Annotated in this window: 11 protein-coding genes, 4 tRNA genes, 2 rRNA genes and 1 pseudogene; all 18 read left to right on the plus strand. The window is 47.2% G+C overall.

The window, feature by feature from the left end:
- Window positions 1-108: 108 nt before the first annotated feature.
- Window positions 109-2982, plus strand: a 23S ribosomal RNA gene (locus PNUC_RS00215).
- Between the two features lie 105 nt (window positions 2983-3087).
- Window positions 3088-3201, plus strand: a 5S ribosomal RNA gene (gene rrf / locus PNUC_RS00220).
- Window positions 3202-3306: 105 nt separating this feature from the next.
- Window positions 3307-3391: transfer RNA gene (locus PNUC_RS00225), tRNA-Tyr, on the plus strand.
- 5 nt (window positions 3392-3396) lie between these two features.
- Window positions 3397-3470, plus strand: a tRNA-Gly gene (locus tag PNUC_RS00230).
- A 20-nt stretch (window positions 3471-3490) separates the two neighbouring features.
- A tRNA-Thr gene (locus PNUC_RS00235) sits at window positions 3491-3565 on the plus strand.
- A gap of 64 nt (window positions 3566-3629) precedes the next feature.
- Entirely contained in the window at window positions 3630-4820 is a 1191-nt protein-coding gene (gene tuf, locus PNUC_RS00240) for an elongation factor Tu (protein ID WP_011901887.1), read from the plus strand.
- Window positions 4821-4829: 9 nt separating this feature from the next.
- A tRNA-Trp gene (locus tag PNUC_RS00245) sits at window positions 4830-4905 on the plus strand.
- Window positions 4906-4925: 20 nt separating this feature from the next.
- Window positions 4926-5303 (plus strand): preprotein translocase subunit SecE, encoded by a 378-nt coding sequence (secE, locus tag PNUC_RS00250; RefSeq protein WP_011901888.1) that lies wholly within the window; start codon window positions 4926-4928, stop codon window positions 5301-5303.
- A gap of 9 nt (window positions 5304-5312) precedes the next feature.
- Entirely contained in the window at window positions 5313-5885 is a 573-nt protein-coding gene (gene nusG / locus PNUC_RS00255; RefSeq protein WP_011901889.1) for a transcription termination/antitermination protein NusG, read from the plus strand.
- A gap of 167 nt (window positions 5886-6052) precedes the next feature.
- Window positions 6053-6484: a 50S ribosomal protein L11 gene (gene rplK, locus PNUC_RS00260; protein WP_011901890.1), complete on the plus strand. Its 432-nt coding sequence runs from the start codon at window positions 6053-6055 to the stop codon at window positions 6482-6484.
- Window positions 6485-6486: 2 nt separating this feature from the next.
- Complete coding sequence (gene rplA, locus PNUC_RS00265) at window positions 6487-7188, plus strand: 50S ribosomal protein L1 (protein WP_011901891.1); 702 nt, start codon at window positions 6487-6489, stop codon at window positions 7186-7188.
- A gap of 237 nt (window positions 7189-7425) precedes the next feature.
- Window positions 7426-7953 (plus strand): annotated as a pseudogene (gene rplJ / locus PNUC_RS00270) (50S ribosomal protein L10); the annotation flags it as partial.
- A 156-nt stretch (window positions 7954-8109) separates the two neighbouring features.
- Window positions 8110-8484 carry a 50S ribosomal protein L7/L12 gene (gene rplL / locus PNUC_RS00275; RefSeq protein WP_011901893.1) on the plus strand — a complete coding sequence of 125 codons (375 nt, stop codon included), beginning with the start codon at window positions 8110-8112 and terminating at the stop codon, window positions 8482-8484.
- Window positions 8485-8710: 226 nt separating this feature from the next.
- On the plus strand, window positions 8711-12811 hold the full coding sequence (rpoB, locus tag PNUC_RS00280) for a DNA-directed RNA polymerase subunit beta (RefSeq protein ID WP_011901894.1): 4101 nt from the start codon (window positions 8711-8713) through the stop codon (window positions 12809-12811).
- 1 nt (window position 12812) lies between these two features.
- Window positions 12813-17075: a DNA-directed RNA polymerase subunit beta' gene (gene rpoC, locus PNUC_RS00285; protein WP_011901895.1), complete on the plus strand. Its 4263-nt coding sequence runs from the start codon at window positions 12813-12815 to the stop codon at window positions 17073-17075.
- A gap of 177 nt (window positions 17076-17252) precedes the next feature.
- Window positions 17253-17633 carry a 30S ribosomal protein S12 gene (gene rpsL, locus PNUC_RS00290; RefSeq protein WP_011901896.1) on the plus strand — a complete coding sequence of 127 codons (381 nt, stop codon included), beginning with the start codon at window positions 17253-17255 and terminating at the stop codon, window positions 17631-17633.
- Between the two features lie 149 nt (window positions 17634-17782).
- Complete coding sequence (gene rpsG, locus PNUC_RS00295) at window positions 17783-18253, plus strand: 30S ribosomal protein S7 (RefSeq protein ID WP_011901897.1); 471 nt, start codon at window positions 17783-17785, stop codon at window positions 18251-18253.
- Window positions 18254-18280: 27 nt separating this feature from the next.
- Entirely contained in the window at window positions 18281-20383 is a 2103-nt protein-coding gene (gene fusA, locus PNUC_RS00300; RefSeq protein ID WP_011901898.1) for an elongation factor G, read from the plus strand.
- Window positions 20384-20402 lie beyond the last annotated feature (19 nt).

Here is a 20402-nt window from a genome sequence, read left to right on the forward strand (position 1 = left end):
ACGAGTTTTACAAAGTTCTTAACAAGTACTTACAGTTTGGATTACGGCAAACATGTCAGAAGTAGAAGTAAAACCTATAACGGTTACTAGCAATGGTGCTCGTTATAGGATCAAGTGAATAAGTGCACATGATGGATGCCTTGGCGATTACAGGCGACGAAAGACGTTATAACCTGCGATAAGCCCCGGGGAGCTGGTAAATAAGCTTTGATCCGGGGATTTCTGAATGGGGAAACCCACCACTTTTGTGGTATCCATACCTGAATACATAGGGTATGAGAAGCGAACCTTGTGAACTGAAACATCTAAGTAGCAAGAGGAAAAGACATCAACCGAGATTCCCAGAGTAGTGGCGAGCGAAATGGGAAGAGCCTTCTAGTGATATCTCAGTAATTAACAGAATGGAATGGAAAGTCCAACAATAAAGGGTGATAGTCCCGTATGTGAAAATTATTGAGTGGTACTAGGCTAGAGACAAGTAGGGCGGGACACGAGAAATCCTGTCTGAATATGGGGGGACCATCCTCCAAGGCTAAATACTCGTAATCGACCGATAGTGAACAAGTACCGTGAGGGAAAGGCGAAAAGAACCCCGGGAGGGGAGTGAAATAGATCCTGAAATTGTGTGCATACAAACAGTAGGAGCCTCGTAAGGGGTGACTGCGTACCTTTTGTATAATGGGTCAGCGACTTACATTCAGTAGCAAGCTTAACCGAATAGGGAAGGCGTAGCGAAAGCGAGTCCGAATAGGGCGCTAGTTGCTGGGTGTAGACCCGAAACCAGTTGATCTATCCATGGCCAGGTTGAAGGTGCGGTAACACGTACTGGAGGACCGAACCCACTAACGTTGAAAAGTTAGGGGATGAGCTGTGGATAGGGGTGAAAGGCTAAACAAAACTGGAAATAGCTGGTTCTCTCCGAAAACTATTTAGGTAGTGCCTCGTGTATCACTGTAGGGGGTAGAGCACTGTCATGGTAGTGGGGTCCATTGCGGATTACTGCGCCATAGCAAACTCCGAATACCTACAAGTGCAAGCACGGGAGACAGACATCGGGTGCTAACGTCCGGTGTCAAGAGGGAAACAACCCAGACCGCCAGCTAAGGTCCCTAATATATGCTAAGTGGGAAACGAAGTGGGAAGGCTAAAACAGTCAGGAGGTTGGCTTAGAAGCAGCCATCCTTTAAAGAAAGCGTAATAGCTCACTGATCGAGTCGTCCTGCGCGGAAGATGTAACGGGGCTAAGCATATAACCGAAGCTGCGGATCACAGCAATGTGATGGTAGGAGAGCGTTCTGTAAGCCTGTGAAGGTGTCTTGTAAAGGATGCTGGAGGTATCAGAAGTGCGAATGCTGACATGAGTAGCGATAAAGGGGGTGAAAAGCCCCCTCGCCGTAAGCCCAAGGTTTCCTGTTCAACGTTCATCGGAACAGGGTGAGTCGGCCCCTAAGGCGAGGCAGAGATGCGTAGCTGATGGGAACAAGGTTAATATTCCTTGACCATTGTTAGATGCGATGGGGGGACGGATCGCGGAAAGTTGTCCGGGTGTTGGAAGTCCCGGTTCTTGCGTTGGAGATGGCTATTAGGTAAATCCGGTAGCGTAATTCAAGGGCGTGAGACGAGCGAATTTATTCGCGAAGCAATTGGAAGTGGTTCCAAGAAAAGCCTCTAAGCTTCAGTCTAACAAGACCGTACCGCAAACCGACACAGGTGGGCGAGATGAGTATTCTAAGGCGCTTGAGAGAACTCAGGAGAAGGAACTCGGCAAATTTGTACCGTAACTTCGGGATAAGGTACGCCCTGGTAGTTTGACCCTGTACAAGGGGAGGACGAAAGGGTTGCAATAAAAAGGTGGCTGCGACTGTTTAATAAAAACACAGCACTCTGCAAACACGAAAGTGGACGTATAGGGTGTGACGCCTGCCCGGTGCTGGAAGATTAAATGATGGGGTGCAAGCTCTTGATTGAAGTCCCAGTAAACGGCGGCCGTAACTATAACGGTCCTAAGGTAGCGAAATTCCTTGTCGGGTAAGTTCCGACCTGCACGAATGGCGTAACGATGGCCACACTGTCTCCTCCTGAGACTCAGCGAAGTTGAAATGTTTGTGATGATGCAATCTACCCGTGGCTAGACGGAAAGACCCCATGAACCTTTACTGTAGCTTTGCATTGGACTTTGAATCGGTCTGTGTAGGATAGGTGGGAGGCGTTGATAACAGGATGCTAGTTCTGTTGGAGCCAACCTTGAAATACCACCCTGATTTATTTGAGGTTCTAACCTTGGCCCGTTATCCGGGTCGGGAACAGTGCATGGTAGGCAGTTTGACTGGGGCGGTCTCCTCCCAAAGTGTAACGGAGGAGTACGAAGGTACGCTTGGTACGGTCGGACATCGTACCTAAAGTGCAATGGCAAAAGCGTGCTTAACTGCGAGACCGACAAGTCGAGCAGGTGCGAAAGCAGGTCATAGTGATCCGGTGGTTCTGTATGGAAGGGCCATCGCTCAACGGATAAAAGGTACTCTGGGGATAACAGGCTGATACCGCCCAAGAGTTCATATCGACGGCGGTGTTTGGCACCTCGATGTCGGCTCATCTCATCCTGGGGCTGTAGCCGGTCCCAAGGGTATGGCTGTTCGCCATTTAAAGAGGTACGTGAGCTGGGTTTAAAACGTCGTGAGACAGTTTGGTCCCTATCTGCCATGGGCGTTGGAGATTTGACGGGGGCTGCTCCTAGTACGAGAGGACCGGAGTGGACATTCCGCTGGTGTACCTGTTGTTTCGCCAGAAGCATCGCAGGGTAGCTATGAATGGAAGAGATAACCGCTGAAAGCATCTAAGCGGGAAACTTGCCTGAAGATGAGATCTCCCGTAGGTTTAACCTACATAAAGGGTCGTTGAAGACCACAACGTTGATAGGTCGGGTGTGGAAGTGCAGTAATGCATTAAGCTAACCGATACTAATTGCCCGTTAGGCTTGATCCTATAACCAGCACTATTGTGTTGGATGTTTGCCAGATTTAATCTGCATCCTTATTACATGCTTACTCAAATAGAGTTGTTGATTTATCAACAACTCAACCCTCTACGCCCGGTGACCATAGCGAATTGGAACCACTCCTTCCCATCCCGAACAGGACAGTGAAACGATTCTACGCCGATGATAGTGCGGATTACCCGTGTGAAAGTAGGTAACTGCCGGGCACCAATGCGACGCCCAGACCCTTTTAGGTCTGGGCGTTTTTACTTGTGCAAAGCGTTTAGAGTGATTGACAGAAACTCCATTTGGAGTCAGAATATTGGGTTCGCGGAGGGGTGTCCGAGCGGCTAAAGGAGGCAGACTGTAAATCTGTTGGCTATGCCTACGTAGGTTCGAATCCTACCCCCTCCACCAGATGTGCGGGATTAGTTTAATGGTAAAACAGCAGATTTCCAATCTTCGGTCAAGAGTTCGATTCTCTTATCCCGCTCCAGACTTGTTGCATTAGATTTAGCCCATGTGGCTCAGTGGTAGAGCACTCCCTTGGTAAGGGAGAGGTCGGCAGTTCGATCCTGCCCATGGGCACCATGTTTGATTTTATTAATTGTGTATTTCGTGTTTGGTTTAAGAGTTAACTAAAGGCAGATTAAAAATGGCAAAAGAAAAGTTCGAGCGGACAAAACCGCACGTAAACGTAGGCACCATCGGTCACGTTGACCACGGTAAAACCACATTGACAGCAGCAATTGCAACCGTGCTTTCTAAAGCATTCGGTGGCGAAGCAAAAGCATACGATCAGATCGATGCTGCTCCTGAAGAAAAAGCACGCGGTATTACGATTAATACAGCGCACGTTGAGTACGAGACTGCAAACCGTCACTACGCTCACGTGGATTGCCCAGGACATGCTGACTACGTGAAGAACATGATTACTGGCGCTGCCCAAATGGACGGCGCTATTTTGGTTTGTTCTGCTGCTGACGGCCCAATGCCACAAACTCGTGAGCACATCCTCTTGGCACGCCAAGTTGGTGTTCCTTACATCGTTGTGTTCCTGAACAAGTGCGACATGGTTGATGACGCTGAATTGTTAGAACTCGTTGAAATGGAAGTTCGTGAGCTTCTATCTAAATACGACTTCCCAGGTGACGACACACCAATCATCCAAGGTTCTGCTAAGTTAGCCCTTGAAGGCGACGAAGGCCCAATGGGTAAAGAAGCCATCATGAAATTGGCTGAAGCATTAGATACATACATCCCAACTCCAGAGCGTGCTATTGATGGTGCGTTCTTGATGCCAGTAGAAGACGTGTTCTCTATCTCCGGTCGCGGTACTGTGGTGACTGGTCGTATCGAGCGCGGTATCGTTAAAGTTGGCGAAGAGATTGAAATCATTGGTATTAAGCCAACTCTCAAAACGACTTGTACTGGTGTTGAAATGTTCCGCAAATTGCTCGACCAAGGTCAAGCAGGCGATAACGTTGGTATCTTGTTACGCGGTACAAAACGTGAAGAAGTTGAGCGCGGCCAAGTATTGGCTAAGCCAGGTTCAATCACTCCACATACTCACTTTACAGCCGAGGTGTATATCTTGGGTAAAGACGAAGGTGGCCGTCATACTCCATTCTTTAACAACTATCGTCCACAGTTTTACTTCCGTACTACGGACGTAACTGGTTCAATCGAGTTGCCAAAAGACAAAGAAATGGTGATGCCTGGTGATAACGTAACCATTACCGTAAAACTCATCGCTCCTATCGCGATGGAAGAAGGTTTACGTTTTGCGATCCGCGAAGGTGGCCGTACTGTTGGCGCCGGCGTGGTTGCAAAGATTTTGGCTTAATAGAAATAAAGGGGTGTAGCTCAATTGGCAGAGCGTTGGTCTCCAAAACCAAAGGTTGGGGGTTCGATGCCCTCCGCCCCTGCCACGATTTGAACTGAAAGCAATATGTCTCATCAAACTGCAAGTCACTCTGAAGAAAAAAGCGGCTGGGTCTCAGGACTCGCCGCCTTAATCGTCGTTGCCGCGTTAGTTCTTTACTACACGCTGGTCGACCAATCTTTATTGGTGCGCTTAGCTGTATTGTTTGGCGGGATTGCAGCTGCAGTCATGATTGTGGCGATTTCACCGGATGGGCGCCGTTTTATCGCCTACGCAAAAGATTCTTGGTATGAAGTAAAAAAGGTTGTTTGGCCGACTCGTAAAGAGACTACCCAGATGACTCTAGTCGTATTTGGCTTTGTTCTGATCATGTCCCTATTTTTGTGGATTGCAGACAAATTAATTGAATGGCTAGTTTTTTCAGTCTTATTAGGCTGGAAGTGAGTAAGAAAAATGATTGATGCTGAAGCAGCCGTAAATCCACAAGCAACCGGCAATATGCGCTGGTATGTTATTCATGCCTATTCCGGTATGGAAAAAAGCGTAAAAAAAGGTCTTGAAGAGCGTATTGCACGTTCTGGCATGCCCGAAAAGTTTGGTCGTATCTTGGTTCCATCCGAAGAGGTTGTTGAAATCAAGTCTGGTGCCAAGTCTGTTACCGAGCGCCGTTTCTTCCCAGGATACGTCCTGATTGAGATGGAAATGACGGATGAAAGCTGGCACTTGGTGAAAAATACGCCAAAAGTTACTGGTTTCGTTGGTGGCGTGCGTAACCGCCCAAGCCCAATTTCTACTGCTGAAGTAGCCAAAATTATGGATCAAATGCAGGCCGGGGTTGATAAACCTAAGCCTAAGACCTTATTTGAGGTTGGCGAGATCGTTCGAGTTAAAGAGGGCCCATTTGTTGATTTCAACGGAAATATCGAAGAAGTCAATTATGAGAAGTCAAGATTGCGTGTTTCTGTTACAATCTTTGGCCGCGGTACTCCAGTTGAACTGGAGTTCGGCCAAGTAGAAAAGATGTAAAAACAAGGACTTAGTCCGGTTTTGCAGTGCAGCAGTTTGTAGTTATAGATGGTTATTTAGATTTAGTAATTAACCGAGGAGCGGAGCTAGAAAGCCAAAAACTAGCAAAGCGTTTACTCAACAGCGGTCTTTCCTTATGAGGTTAGGCGCGCTTTAAGGAGCAAAACATGGCAAAGAAGATTATTGGCTTTATTAAGCTGCAGATCCCTGCAGGTAAAGCAAATCCATCACCACCGGTAGGTCCAGCATTGGGTCAACGCGGTCTTAATATTATGGAATTCTGTAAGGCGTTCAATGCTCAAACTCAGAGCATGGAGCCAGGCCTTCCCATTCCAGTCGTGATTACAGCGTTTGCTGATAAGAGCTTCACTTTCATCATGAAGACTCCTCCAGCGACCATCATGATTAAGAAAGCTGCGAAGATCGAAAAAGGATCACCACGTCCTCATACCGACAAGGTAGGAAAAATTACACGTGCTCAAGCGGAAGAAATCGCTAAAGCAAAAATGCCAGATTTGACAGCAGCCGATATGGATGCAGCTGTTAGAACAATCGCTGGTAGCGCCCGTTCCATGGGCATCACAGTGGAAGGTCTCTAATCATGACTAAGTTATCTAAACGCGTAAAAGCAATTCAATCTAAAGTTGATCGCAACAAGTTCTACCCATTAGAAGATGCATTGAACCTCGTCAAAGAGTGTGCAACTGCCAAGTTTGATGAGTCTATCGACGTTGCTGTTCAGCTGGGTATTGACGCTAAGAAATCTGACCAAGTTGTGCGTGGCGCAGTAGTGCTCCCAGCTGGTACAGGTAAGCATGTTCGTGTCGCTGTTTTTGCACAAGGCGAGAAGGCTGAACAAGCTAAAGCTGCAGGCGCAGAAATCGTTGGCATGGAAGAACTTGCTGAACAAATTAAAGGCGGCAAAATTGATTTCGATATTTTGATCGCATCCCCAGACACAATGAAAATTGTTGGTACTTTAGGTCAAGTATTGGGCCCACGCGGCTTGATGCCAAATCCAAAAGTGGGAACAGTTACTCCTGACGTTGCTACTGCAGTTAAAAATGCAAAAGCTGGTCAAGTTCAGTTCCGTGTGGACAAAGCGGGTATCGTGCACGCAAGCATTGGCCGCCGTTCATTCGAGCCAGCTGCATTGAAATCTAACTTGCTCGCATTGCTTGAGGCTTTGAATAAAGCAAAACCTCCTGCATCTAAGGGTATTTATTTAAAGAAGGTTGCCGTAAGCAGCACCATGGGTGCAGGCGTACGTGTAGACCAAGCATCGTTACAGGCTGCAGCTTAATTACCCTGTAACAAAAAAGAACTTTGGGTCGACTCCCGCTCATTGAGTGAGAGTCGAACATCAAAGACCGTTGGTGGATTAGTTGCTAATAAAGAGTTAATTCTTAATCGTTACGAAAGTAATAGCCAGCGCAGATGGCGACCCTGAAAAGATACTCACAAGATCTCTTGTGATGAAACGATCAGACGCTGGTGTGTAACCCCAACTGGAAACAGTTGGTTTTTATGGAGTTAAACCGTGCCTTTGAATGTACAAGACAAAAAAGCGATTGTTGCTGATGTCGGCGCTCAATTGGCTGGAGCCCAAACTGTTGTGCTCGCTGAATACCGTGGTATTCCAGTAGAGCAGTTGACAAAGCTACGTGCTAGCGCACGTGACCAAGGTGTATATCTTCGCGTTTTGAAGAACACATTGGCACGCCGTGCTGCACAAGGCACACAGTTTGAGCCTCTTGCTGATTCGATGGTTGGCCCCTTGATCTATGGCATCTCTGCTGATCCGATTGCTTCGGCAAAAGTATTGCAGAACTTTGCTAAGACTCAAGACAAGCTGGTCATTACTGCTGGCTTATATAACGGCAAGTTGTTGGACGTAGCGGGCGTTAAATCCCTCGCGTCTATTCCAAGCCGCGACGAGTTGTTATCTCAGTTATTGGGCGTCATGTTGGCCCCAGTTTCTGCTATGGCTCGCGTATTGGGCGCAGTAGCAGCACAGAAAGCCGCAGGAGCACCTGCTCCAGTAGCTGAAGTGGCAGCACCTGCAGCAGAAGCAGCAGCCCCAGCAGAAGTAGTTGCTGAAGCCGCAGCTCCTGAAGTAGCCGCTGAGCCTGCAGCCGCAGCCCCAGAAGCTGGAACAGAAGCAAAAGAAACCCCTGCCGCTGAATAAGCGACAGATTAACTATTTAAGTATTAGGAGCTAAAAATGGCGATTACTAAAGAAGAAATCATTGATGCAGTAGGTAGCATGTCCGTTATGGATTTGAACGACTTGGTTAAGGCGTTCGAAGAGAAGTTTGGCGTTTCAGCTGCAGCGATGGCTGTTGCTGGTCCTGCTGGTGCCGCTGGCGGTGCTGCTGCTGAAGAGCAAACAGAATTTACTGTTAACTTGCTCGAAGCTGGCGCAAACAAGGTTTCAGTAATTAAGGCAGTTCGCGAAATTACTGGCCTTGGCTTGAAAGAAGCTAAGGACTTGGTTGACGGTGCACCTAAGCCAATCAAAGAAGCTGTTGATAAGAAGACAGCTGAAGAAGCTAAGAAGAAGCTTGAAGAAGCTGGCGCTAAAGCAGAACTCAAGTAATACAAGCACTGCTGGCGCCTCTCACAAAGGGGCGTTGGCCATGTTGGGTTTGACCTCTAGAGGTCAAACCCGATTTCATTTCTGATTGAAATCGGGTTTGCCTTCTGATACGACTGCAGAATGCAAGTTTGGTCGGACACTAAATCTTTCGGTTTAGTGTTGTCCGCCAGTGATTGGTAGTGGCCAATCGCCAAATCTTTGTACAGTCGCTGAATTCGGAGATGAAATGAACTACAGCTTCACCGAACGCAAGCGAGTCCGTAAAAGCTTTGCTAAGCGAGTAAACAACCACCAGGTTCCGTACCTGATCGCAACGCAGCTGGAATCCTACGCTAAATTTTTACAGGCTGATAAGCCGGCAATGTCTCGTCTTACTGAGGGACTTCAGGCTGCCTTTACATCAGCATTCCCAATTGTGTCTAACAACGGCTATGCACGTATGGAATACGTGTCTTACCAGTTATCACAGCCACCATTTGACGTTAAAGAATGTCAACAGCGTGGTTACACATACCACTCTGCCTTACGTGCAAAAGTTCGCTTGATTATTTATGATCGCGAAGCGCCTACTAAGGTTAAAGAGGTAAAAGAGAGCGAAGTCTACATGGGTGAAATTCCACTCATGACAGAAAACGGCTCTTTTGTGATTAATGGTACTGAGCGCGTGATCGTTTCTCAGTTGCACCGCTCCCCAGGCGTGTTCTTCGAACACGATAAGGGCAAAACACATAGCTCGGGTAAGTTGCTGTTCTCAGCACGCATCATTCCTTACCGTGGTTCATGGCTCGATTTCGAGTTTGATCCAAAAGACATTCTTTATTTCCGCGTTGACCGTCGTCGTAAGATGCCTGTCACCATTTTGCTCAAAGCAATTGGTTTAAATAACGAACAGATTCTTGCGAACTTCTTTAATTTTGACCATTTTTCATTGACTGCTAATGGCGGTTCAATGGAATTTGTTCCAGAGCGTTTGCGTGGTCAGTTGGCTAACTTTGATGTGCTTGATAAGAATGGCGTTGTTGTCATTCAAAAAGACAAGCGTATTAATGCCAAACACATCCGTGAACTCGAAGCAGCTAAGACAAAAACAATCGCCGTTCCAGATGACTATTTGGTTGGACGTGTGGTTGCACGCAATATTGTTGATCCAGATTCTGGTGAAATCTTGGCTTACGCTAATGATGAAATTACTGAGGAGTTGTTGGCAACATTGCGCGATGCAGGCATCAAGCAATTAGAAACTATCTATACCAATGATTTAGATTCTGGCGCTTACATTTCTCAGACATTGCGTACTGATGAAACAGCAGATCAAATGGCTGCTCGTATCGCCATTTACCGCATGATGCGTCCTGGCGAGCCTCCAACAGAAGATGCTGTTGAAGCCTTGTTCCAGCGCTTGTTCTATAACGAAGATACTTACGATTTGTCACGTGTTGGCCGTATGAAGGTCAACAGCCGTTTGAACCGTCCAGAAATGGAAGGTCCAATGGTTCTATCAAATGAAGATATTCTCGACACAATTAAGTCTCTAGTAGATTTGCGTAACGGCAAAGGCGAAGTGGATGATATCGATCACTTAGGTAATCGTCGTGTACGTTGTGTTGGCGAGTTGGCTGAAAACCAATTCCGTGCTGGTTTGTCACGTGTTGAGCGTGCGGTTAAAGAACGTCTCGGCCAAGCCGAAACAGAAAACCTCATGCCGCATGACTTGATTAACAGTAAGCCAATCTCTTCTGCTATTCGTGAGTTCTTCGGTTCTTCACAGTTGTCCCAGTTTATGGACCAAACCAACCCACTTTCAGAGATCACGCACAAGCGTCGTATTTCTGCATTGGGACCTGGTGGTTTGACACGCGAGCGCGCAGGCTTCGAAGTGCGCGACGTGCATCCAACCCACTATGGACGTGTTTGCCCTATCGAAACTCCAGAAGGACCAAACATTGGTTTGATCAACTCACTCGCTTTGTTTGCGCGTTTGAATGAGCATGGCTTCCTTGAGACTCCATACCGTAAAGTTTCCAATAGCAAGGTAAGCGATGAAGTGGTTTACCTCTCTGCAATTGAAGAAGCGAAGTATGTGATTGCTCAGGCAAATGCAACAATCGACAAGAGCGGTAAGTTGGCCGACGAATTGGTTTCGGCGCGTCAAGCTGGCGAAACCATCATGGTAAGCCCAGAGCGCATTGATTTCATCGACGTTGCCCCAAGCCAAATTGTTTCTGCTGCCGCGTCTCTCGTTCCATTCTTGGAGCACGATGATGCGAACCGTGCTTTGATGGGTGCGAATATGTCACGTCAAGCGGTTCCTTGCTTGCGTCCTGATAAGCCATTGGTTGGCACTGGTTTAGAGCGCATTGTTGCGGTTGACTCCGGTACGGTTATTTTGGCAACTCGTGGCGGCATTGTTGATTACGTTGATGCAAATCGTATCGTGATTCGTGTGAACGATGACGAGACTGCGGCCGGTGAAGTTGGTGTGGATATTTATAACCTCATCAAGTACACCCGCTCAAACCAAAATACCAACATCAATCAACGTCCAATCGTTCAGGCCGGTGATCGCGTAGTCCGTGGTGACGTAGTTGCTGACGGAGCTTCTACCGATTTGGGCGAATTGGCTTTGGGTCAAAACATGACCGTGGCATTTATGCCATGGAACGGTTACAACTTCGAAGATTCAATCTTGATCTCCGAGAAGGTGGTTGCCGAAGACCGTTACACCTCTATTCATATCGAAGAGTTGTCGGTTGTTGCGCGCGATACCAAGTTGGGTTCAGAAGAAATTACACGCGATATTTCCAATTTGGCTGAGTCACAACTCTCCCGTTTGGATGAGAGCGGTATTGTTTACATCGGTGCTGAAGTAGAGGCTGGCGACGTTTTAGTTGGTAAGGTAACTCCAAAGGGTGAGACTACTCTCACTCCAGAAGAAAAGTTACTGCGTGCGATCTTCGGCGAAAAAGCATCTGACGTTAAAGATACTTCTTTGCGCGTTCCATCTGGAATGATCGGTACCGTTATTGACGTTCAAGTCTTCACCCGTGAAGGTATTGAGCGCGATGCACGCGCACAAGCCATTATTCAAGAAGAATTACAACGTTATCGTTTGGACTTAAACGACCAGTTACGTATTGTTGAAGGCGATGCCTTCATGCGTTTAGAAAAACTGTTGATTGGCAAAGTTGCCAATGGTGGTCCTCAGAAATTAGCTAAAGGCACTAAGATCGACAAGGAATACCTTGCCAGCTTAGATAAATACCATTGGTTCGATGTTCGTCCAGCAGATGAAGAAGTTGCTACACAAGTTGAAGCAATCAAATCGTCTATCGAAGCGAAGCGTAAGCAGTTTGATGAGGCATTCGAAGAGAAGCGCACCAAGCTTACTCAAGGTGATGATTTGCAGGCTGGCGTAACGAAGATGGTGAAGGTGTACTTAGCTGTTAAGCGTCGCTTACAGCCTGGTGACAAGATGGCCGGTCGTCACGGTAACAAAGGCGTGGTTTCTAAAATCGCCCCTGCGGAAGACATGCCATTTATGGCTGACGGACGCCCTGTTGACATCGTCTTGAACCCATTGGGCGTTCCTTCCCGTATGAACGTAGGTCAGATCTTGGAAACCCACTTAGGTTGGGCGGCTCAAGGTATTGGTAAGCGTATTGATGAGATGGTTCGTCAACAGGTTAAGCAAGCTGAACTCCGCAAGTTCTTGAAGCAGCTTTACAACGAAACTGGTCGTATCGAAGATATCGATAACTTCACTGATGAGCAGATCACAGTTTTGGCTGAGAATTTACGCCAAGGCTTGCCATTCGCTACTCCAGTGTTTGACGGTGCAACTGAAGCTGAAATCGGACGCATGCTCGAGTTGGCTTATCCAGAAGAAGTAGCTACTTCTTTGAAGATGACGCCTTCACGTCAGCAAATGATTTTGTGCGACGGCCGTACTGGTGATCAGTTTGAGCGTCCTGTAACTGTTGGTGTAATGCACGTCTTGAAACTCCACCATTTGGTCGATGACAAGATGCACGCACGTTCAACTGGACCTTACTCGTTAGTCACGCAACAACCACTGGGCGGTAAAGCTCAGTTTGGTGGTCAGCGCTTTGGTGAGATGGAAGTTTGGGCCCTCGAAGCATACGGTGCTTCATATGTCTTGCAGGAAATGCTGACAGTGAAGTCCGATGACGTCGCAGGCCGTACCAAGGTTTACGAAAACATCGTCAAGGGCGAGCACACAATTGATGCTGGCATGCCCGAATCCTTCAACGTGTTGGTAAAAGAAATCCGCTCGTTGGGTATTGACATTGACATGGAGCGCAACTGATATGAAAGCATTGCTCGATTTATTTAAGCAAACGCAGGGTGATGAGCAGTTTGATGTCATCAAGATTGGTCTTGCATCCCCTGAGAAAATTCGCTCATGGTCTTTTGGTGAAGTACGCAAACCAGAAACCATTAACTACCGGACTTTTAAGCCCGAGCGTGATGGTTTGTTCTGCGCCAAGATTTTTGGACCAACTAAAGACTACGAGTGCTTATGCGGCAAGTACAAGCGCTTAAAGTTCCGTGGCGTTATCTGCGAGAAGTGCGGCGTTGAAGTTACGCTCGCCAAGGTACGTCGTGAGCGCATGGGCCACATTGAGTTAGCTGCCCCTGTAGCGCACATTTGGTTCTTGAAATCCTTACCATCCCGTTTGGGTATGGTTCTCGATATGACATTGCGTGATATCGAGCGCGTTCTTTACTTTGAAGCTTATGTAGTCGTTGATCCTGGCATGACTCCTGAAGGCGCGATGAAGCGCGGTCAGATCATGTCTGAAGATGAGTACATTGCCAAGACTGAAGAGTATGGTGACGGTGCATTTACTGCCATCATGGGCGCGGAAGGTATTCGTGACCTCTTGCGCGGTATCGATATCGATCGTGAAGTAGAGACGATTCGTGCCGATTTGAAAGCTACTGGTAGCGATGCCAAGATCAAGAAATACGCTAAGCGCTTAAAAGTGCTCGAGGCGTTCCAGACTTCAGGTATTAAGCCTGACTGGATGATCATGGAAGTGTTGCCAGTATTGCCACCAGAGTTGCGCCCATTGGTGCCATTGGATGGCGGTCGCTTCGCTACTTCCGATTTGAACGACCTCTACCGTCGTGTGATCAACCGTAACAATCGTTTGAAGCGTTTGTTAGAGTTGCGCGCACCAGAGATCATCGTTCGTAACGAAAAACGCATGTTGCAGGAAGCGGTTGACTCATTGCTCGACAACGGTCGTCGCGGTAAGGCTATGACTGGCGCTAACAAGCGTCCGTTGAAGTCCTTGGCTGAGATGATTAAAGGTAAGAGCGGTCGTTTCCGTCAAAACTTGTTGGGTAAACGTGTTGACTACTCAGGTCGTTCAGTCATCGTGGTTGGCCCGACATTGAAATTGCATCAGTGCGGCTTACCAAAATTGATGGCCTTGGAATTGTTCAAGCCATTCATTTTCAACAAGCTCGAGACTTTGGGAATCGCAACTACTATTAAGGCTGCGAAGAAAGAGGTTGAAAGTCAGACTCCAATCGTTTGGGACATTCTCGAAGAAGTGATTCGTGAACATCCAATCATGTTGAACCGTGCGCCTACATTACACCGTCTCGGTATTCAGGCTTTCGAGCCAATGCTGATTGAAGGTAAGGCGATCCAATTGCACCCATTAGTCTGCGCGGCATTTAACGCCGACTTTGACGGTGACCAAATGGCGGTTCACGTTCCTTTGTCGCTCGAAGCACAAATGGAGGCGCGTACATTGATGTTGGCTTCGAACAACGTATTGTTCCCAGCTAACGGCGAACCATCTATCGTTCCTTCACAGGACGTGGTGTTAGGTCTGTACTACGCTACTCGTGACAAGATCAATGGTAAAGGCGAAGGCATGGTTTTCGCTAATATCGCTGAAGTCATTCGTGCACATGAAGCTGGCCAGGTTGAATTGGCTTCACGCGTTGCTGTGCGTATTACTGAGTTTGAGATTGTGGATAAGAAAGCAGAGGGCGATGCCCGTTTTGCTGAAAAGACCAAGATCTATCAAACTTCAGTTGGCCGTGCAATCTTGTCAGAAATCTTGCCTAAGGGTATGACTTTTGAGGAAATCAATAAGCCTCTGAAGAAAAAAGAAATCTCACGTTTGATAAACACTTCATTCCGTAAGTGCGGTCTCCGTGAAACAGTTATTTTTGCTGACCGTCTCTTGCAGTCTGGTTTCCGCTTGGCAACAAATGCTGGTATCTCGGTTGCAATCGACGATATGCTGATTCCTACCTCTAAAGAGCGCATCATCACTGAAGCCACTAACAAGGTTAAAGAGTATGACAAGCAGTTCATGTCAGGTCTCGTAACCAATCAAGAGCGTTATAACAACGTGGTTGATATTTGGGGCGCAGCTGGCGACCAAGTTGGCAAAGCGATGATGGATGAGTTATCGCACGTTGACGTACTCGACCGTAACAGTAAAACTGTGCGTCAAGAATCCTTTAACTCTATCTATATGATGGCGGATTCTGGTGCACGTGGATCTGCAGCGCAGATTCGTCAGTTGGCCGGTATGCGTGGTTTGATGGCGAAGCCTGATGGCTCCATTATTGAAACCCCAATTACTGCGAACTTCCGTGAAGGCTTGAACGTATTGCAGTACTTCATCTCAACCCACGGTGCTCGTAAAGGTCTAGCCGATACGGCATTGAAGACAGCGAACTCAGGTTACTTGACACGTCGTTTGTGCGACGTAACTCAAGACCTCGTTGTGATCGAAGATGATTGCGGTGCAACTTCAGGCGTAACAATGAAGGCTCTCGTAGAGGGCGGCGAAATTATCGAAGCATTGCGCGATCGTATTTTGGGTCGTGTATGTATCGGTGACATCGTTCATCCAGATACACAAGAAGTTATTGTTGCTAACGACACATTGCTCGACGAGGATCACGTAGATCAAATCGTTGCTTTAGGCATTGATGAAGTGAAAGTTCGCACAGTATTGTCATGCTTAACTCGCTTTGGTTTGTGCGCTAAGTGCTACGGACGTGATTTAGGTCGCGGTGGTTTGGTAAACGTTGGTGAGGCAGTTGGCGTGATCGCTGCTCAGTCCATCGGTGAGCCAGGCACACAGTTGACTATGCGTACCTTCCACATTGGTGGTGCGGCGTCACGCGCTTTGGTTGCAAGCAATATTGAAGCTAAGTCTAATGGTGCGTTGAAGTTCTCTGGCACGATGCGTATTGTCAAGAACGCAAAAGGTGAGCAGATCGTGATTTCACGTTCTGGTGAAGCTTTGATCATTGACGATAACGGCCGTGAGCGTGAGCGTCATAAAGTGCCTTACGGCGCAACTCTCTTGTTCAAAGAAGATGCTGCAGTCAAGGCAGGCGCAAGCTTGGCAACATGGGATCCGTTAACACGTCCAATCATTTCTGAGTACGCTGGTATTGCTCGCTTCGACAACGTTGAAGAAGGCGTTACTGTAGCCAAGCAGGTTGACGAAGTAACTGGTCTCTCCACCTTGGTGGTGATTGATGGTAAGCGTCGTAGTGCTGCTAGCAAAGGCGTTCGTCCAATGATCAACTTAGTTGATGACAAGGGCGGCGAAGTGATGATTGCGGGCACAGATCACCCGGTAAACATTGGCTTGCAAGTTGGCGCTTTGATCACTGTTAAAGATGGTCAAAAAGTTGAAGTTGGTGAAGTATTAGCGCGTATTCCAATCGAATCACAGAAGACTCGCGATATTACCGGTGGTTTGCCACGCGTTGCAGAATTGTTCGAAGCACGTTCACCAAAAGATGCTGCTGTATTGGCGAAAGTTACCGGTACAGTTTCCTTCGGCAAAGAAACCAAAGGTAAGCAGCGCTTGGTTATTACCGATATGGACGGCGAAGCCAATGAATTCTTGATTCCTAAAGAGAAGCAAGTTCTCGTTCATGACGGTCAAGTTGTGAACAAGGGCGAGATGATTGTGGAAGGTCCTGCTGATCCACACGATATCTTGACACTCAGGGGTATTGAAGAGTTAGCTATCTACATCGTTGACGAAGTTCAAGACGTTTACCGTTTGCAAGGCGTGAAGATTAACGACAAGCACATCGAAGTTATCGTGCGTCAAATGTTGCGTCGTGTGCAAATCACTGATGGTGGCGATACTGCCTACATCACTGGTGAGCAAGTTGAGCGTTCAAAACTGTATGACGCTAACGATTTGGTCATTGCTGCAGGTAAGCGCCCAGCTCAGTTTGAGAACGTTTTATTGGGCATTACCAAGGCATCTTTGTCGACCGACAGCTTCATTTCAGCGGCTTCTTTCCAAGAAACCACCCGTGTATTGACCGAAGCCGCAATTATGGGCAAGACCGATACACTCCGTGGCCTCAAGGAAAACGTCATTATTGGTCGTCTGATCCCTGCGGGTACTGGCTTGTCTTACCGCCGTGCACGCAAGGTCAGAGAGCAATTCGAGCGTGACCGCGCTCAGATGATTGCTGCCGAAGAGGAGGCAATTGCTAATACGCCTGTAGAAATAGAGGCTGAAGTCATTGCTCCTGCTGGGGAGGCTGATCCAAGCTAATTTGGTAATTCTGGCCAGAATTGGCCAGTTTTTTCCCCATTTGGTTGACGGAAAAGGCTGGCCAAGCTAGAATGCTGAGTTCTACTGATTCAGAAGAGGGTCTTTTTGACCTAGAAATTCTCTAAGTCATTGATTTTCTTAAAGAAAGCAACAAAGAAGTACTAACCGAGCTATTTTATGCCAACAATTAATCAATTAATACGCAAGCCAAGATCCAGGCTTATCGTTAAAAGCAAGAGCCCTGCACTGGAAAACAGTCCGCAGCGCCGTGGTGTATGTACACGTGTGTACACAACCACTCCTAAAAAGCCTAACTCTGCGCTGCGTAAAGTAGCCAAAGTACGCTTAACCAATGGTTTTGAAGTGATTTCATACATTGGTGGTGAAGGCCATAACCTCCAGGAACACTCAGTAGTGTTGATCCGTGGTGGTCGTGTAAAGGATTTGCCAGGTGTTCGTTATCACATCGTTCGTGGCTCACTTGACTTGCAAGGTGTTAAAGACCGTAAGCAATCACGTTCCAAGTACGGTGCTAAGCGCGCTAAGAAAGCTGCTTAATAGCAACTAAAGTATTTGCAGTAAGTCTTCGTTTGTCAGACTTAAAAGACAAGTAAGTGGCCGTTCCGTCTGGAAATTTTTCTGGATAGTAGGACGGCCGGAGCGGGTGATCCATGTGGGACACCCCTAACTGAACTGAAGGAGTAGTTATGCCACGTCGTCGTGAAGTTCCCAAACGGGAAATTTTGCCGGATCCAAAATTCGGTAATGTAGAAGTAGCTAAATTCATGAACGTCCTCATGTTGGACGGTAAGAAATCGGTTGCAGAGCGTATCGTTTACGGTGCCTTTGATCACATCGAGAAAAAAGCAAACAAAGAACCACTCGAAATTTTCTCAACAGCTATGGGCAACGTTAAGCCAATGGTTGAGGTGAAGAGCCGTCGTGTTGGTGGTGCAAACTACCAGGTTCCTGTTGAAGTTCGCCCATCACGCCGCTCTGCTTTGGCAATGCGCTGGGTGCGCGAAGCCGCTAAAAAGCGCGGTGAAAAATCGATGGCCCAACGTTTGGCCAACGAATTATTAGAAGCTGCAGAAGGTCGCGGCGGAGCAATGAAGAAGCGTGAAGAAGTTCACCGTATGGCAGAAGCTAACAAAGCTTTCTCACATTTCCGCTTCTAATCGCACAGCAAAGAAAAGGTACCAACAGTGGCACGTAAAACCCCTATCGACAAATACCGCAATATCGGTATCTCTGCTCACATTGATGCAGGTAAGACAACAACAACAGAACGCGTTTTGTTCTACACCGGTGTTAATCACAAAATCGGTGAAGTGCATGATGGTGCTGCAACTATGGACTGGATGGAGCAAGAGCAAGAGCGTGGTATCACCATTACTTCTGCTGCTACTACAACGTTCTGGAAGGGCATGGCTGGTAATTTCCCAGAGCATCGCATCAATATTATTGATACCCCAGGACACGTAGACTTTACGATTGAAGTTGAGCGTTCAATGCGTGTTTTAGATGGCGCTTGCATGGTTTACTGTGCAGTAGGTGGCGTACAGCCGCAATCTGAAACAGTTTGGCGTCAGGCGAACAAGTATCAAGTGCCACGTTTAGCATTTGTAAACAAGATGGACCGTACAGGCGCTAACTTCTTCAAGGTCTATGACCAGATGAAGTTGCGCTTGAAGGCAAACCCTATCTTGATCCAAATCCCTATCGGCGCAGAAGAAAATTTCAAAGGCGTTGTCGACTTGGTCAAAATGAAGGCCATCTATTGGGATGAGGCTTCACAAGGTACAAAATTTAGCTACGAAGAAATTCCTGCTGAATTAAAAGCATCTGCAGAAGAGTGGCGCGAGAAGATGGTTGAAGCTGCCGCTGAAAGCTCTGAAGAGTTGATGGAGAAGTATCTCGGTGGCGAAGAGTTAACCGAAGAAGAAATCAAAGCAGCATTGCGTCAACGCACGATTGCCAATGAAATCATTCCAATGATGTGTGGAACTGCTTTCAAAAACAAAGGCGTTCAGGCGATGCTGGATGCAGTTGTTGAATTATTGCCATCCCCATTAGACGTTCCACCAGTTCCTTGTGAATTGGAAGACGGAACACCAACAACACGTAAAGCTGATGATGCAGAGAAATTCTCAGCGTTAGCATTTAAGATCATGACTGACCCATTCGTTGGTCAGCTCATCTTCTTCCGTGTTTACTCAGGTGTAATGAAATCTGGCGACACGATCTACAACCCAATCAAGGGCAAGAAAGAACGTGTTGGTCGTTTGTTGCAAATGCACGCAAACCAACGTGAAGAAATTAAAGAAGTTTACGCAGGCGATATCGCTGCAGCTGTTGGTCTAAAAGACGCAACTACTGGTGAAACATTATGTGATCCAGATAGCATCGTGATTTTGGAGCGCATGGTATTCCCAGAGCCTGTTATTTCACAAGCAGTTGAGCCAAAGACTAAACCTGACCAAGAAAAAATGGGTCTTGCTTTGAATCGTCTGGCACAAGAAGATCCTTCATTCCGCGTTAAGACAGATGAAGAGTCTGGACAAACGATTATTTCTGGAATGGGCGAGCTCCATTTGGAAATCTTAGTTGACCGTATGCGTCGTGAGTTTGGTGTTGAAGCTACTGTTGGTAAGCCACAAGTCGCCTATCGCGAAACTATTCGCAAGGTTTGCGAAGAAATCGAAGGTAAATTTGTTAAGCAGTCTGGTGGTCGCGGTCAATACGGTCACGTTGTATTGAAGCTTGAGCCACAAGAGCCAGGAAAAGGCTTTGAATTCATTGACGCTATTAAGGGCGGTGTAGTTCCTCGCGAATACATCCCTGCTGTAGAAAAAGGCATTCGCGAAACATTGAACTCCGGTATTTTGGCTGGTTATCCAGTTGTAGATATCAAGGCAACATTATTCTTCGGTTCATACCATGACGTTGACTCCAATGAAAACGCATTTAAGATGGCGGGCTCGATGGCATTCAAAGATGGTATGCGCAAAGCATCCCCAGTGTTGCTTGAGCCAATGATGGCTGTTGAAGTTGAAACACCAGAAGATTTCATGGGTAACGTAATGGGTGACCTCTCATCACGTCGCGGTATTTTGCAAGGTATGGATGACATTCCAGGCGGCGGCAAGATTGTTCGTGCTGAAGTGCCATTGGCAGAGATGTTTGGTTACTCAACTGGCTTGCGCTCGTTGACCCAAGGTCGCGCTACCTACACCATGGAATTTAAGCATTATTCCGAAGCACCTAAGAACGTTGCAGAAGCAGTTATGGCTGCTAAAGCGAAGTAATTTATCCACATTAATTTTG

Origin of the sequence: Polynucleobacter asymbioticus QLW-P1DMWA-1, assembly GCF_000016345.1 — a bacterium.
In the GTDB taxonomy this organism is placed as follows: Bacteria; Pseudomonadota; Gammaproteobacteria; order Burkholderiales; family Burkholderiaceae; genus Polynucleobacter; species Polynucleobacter asymbioticus.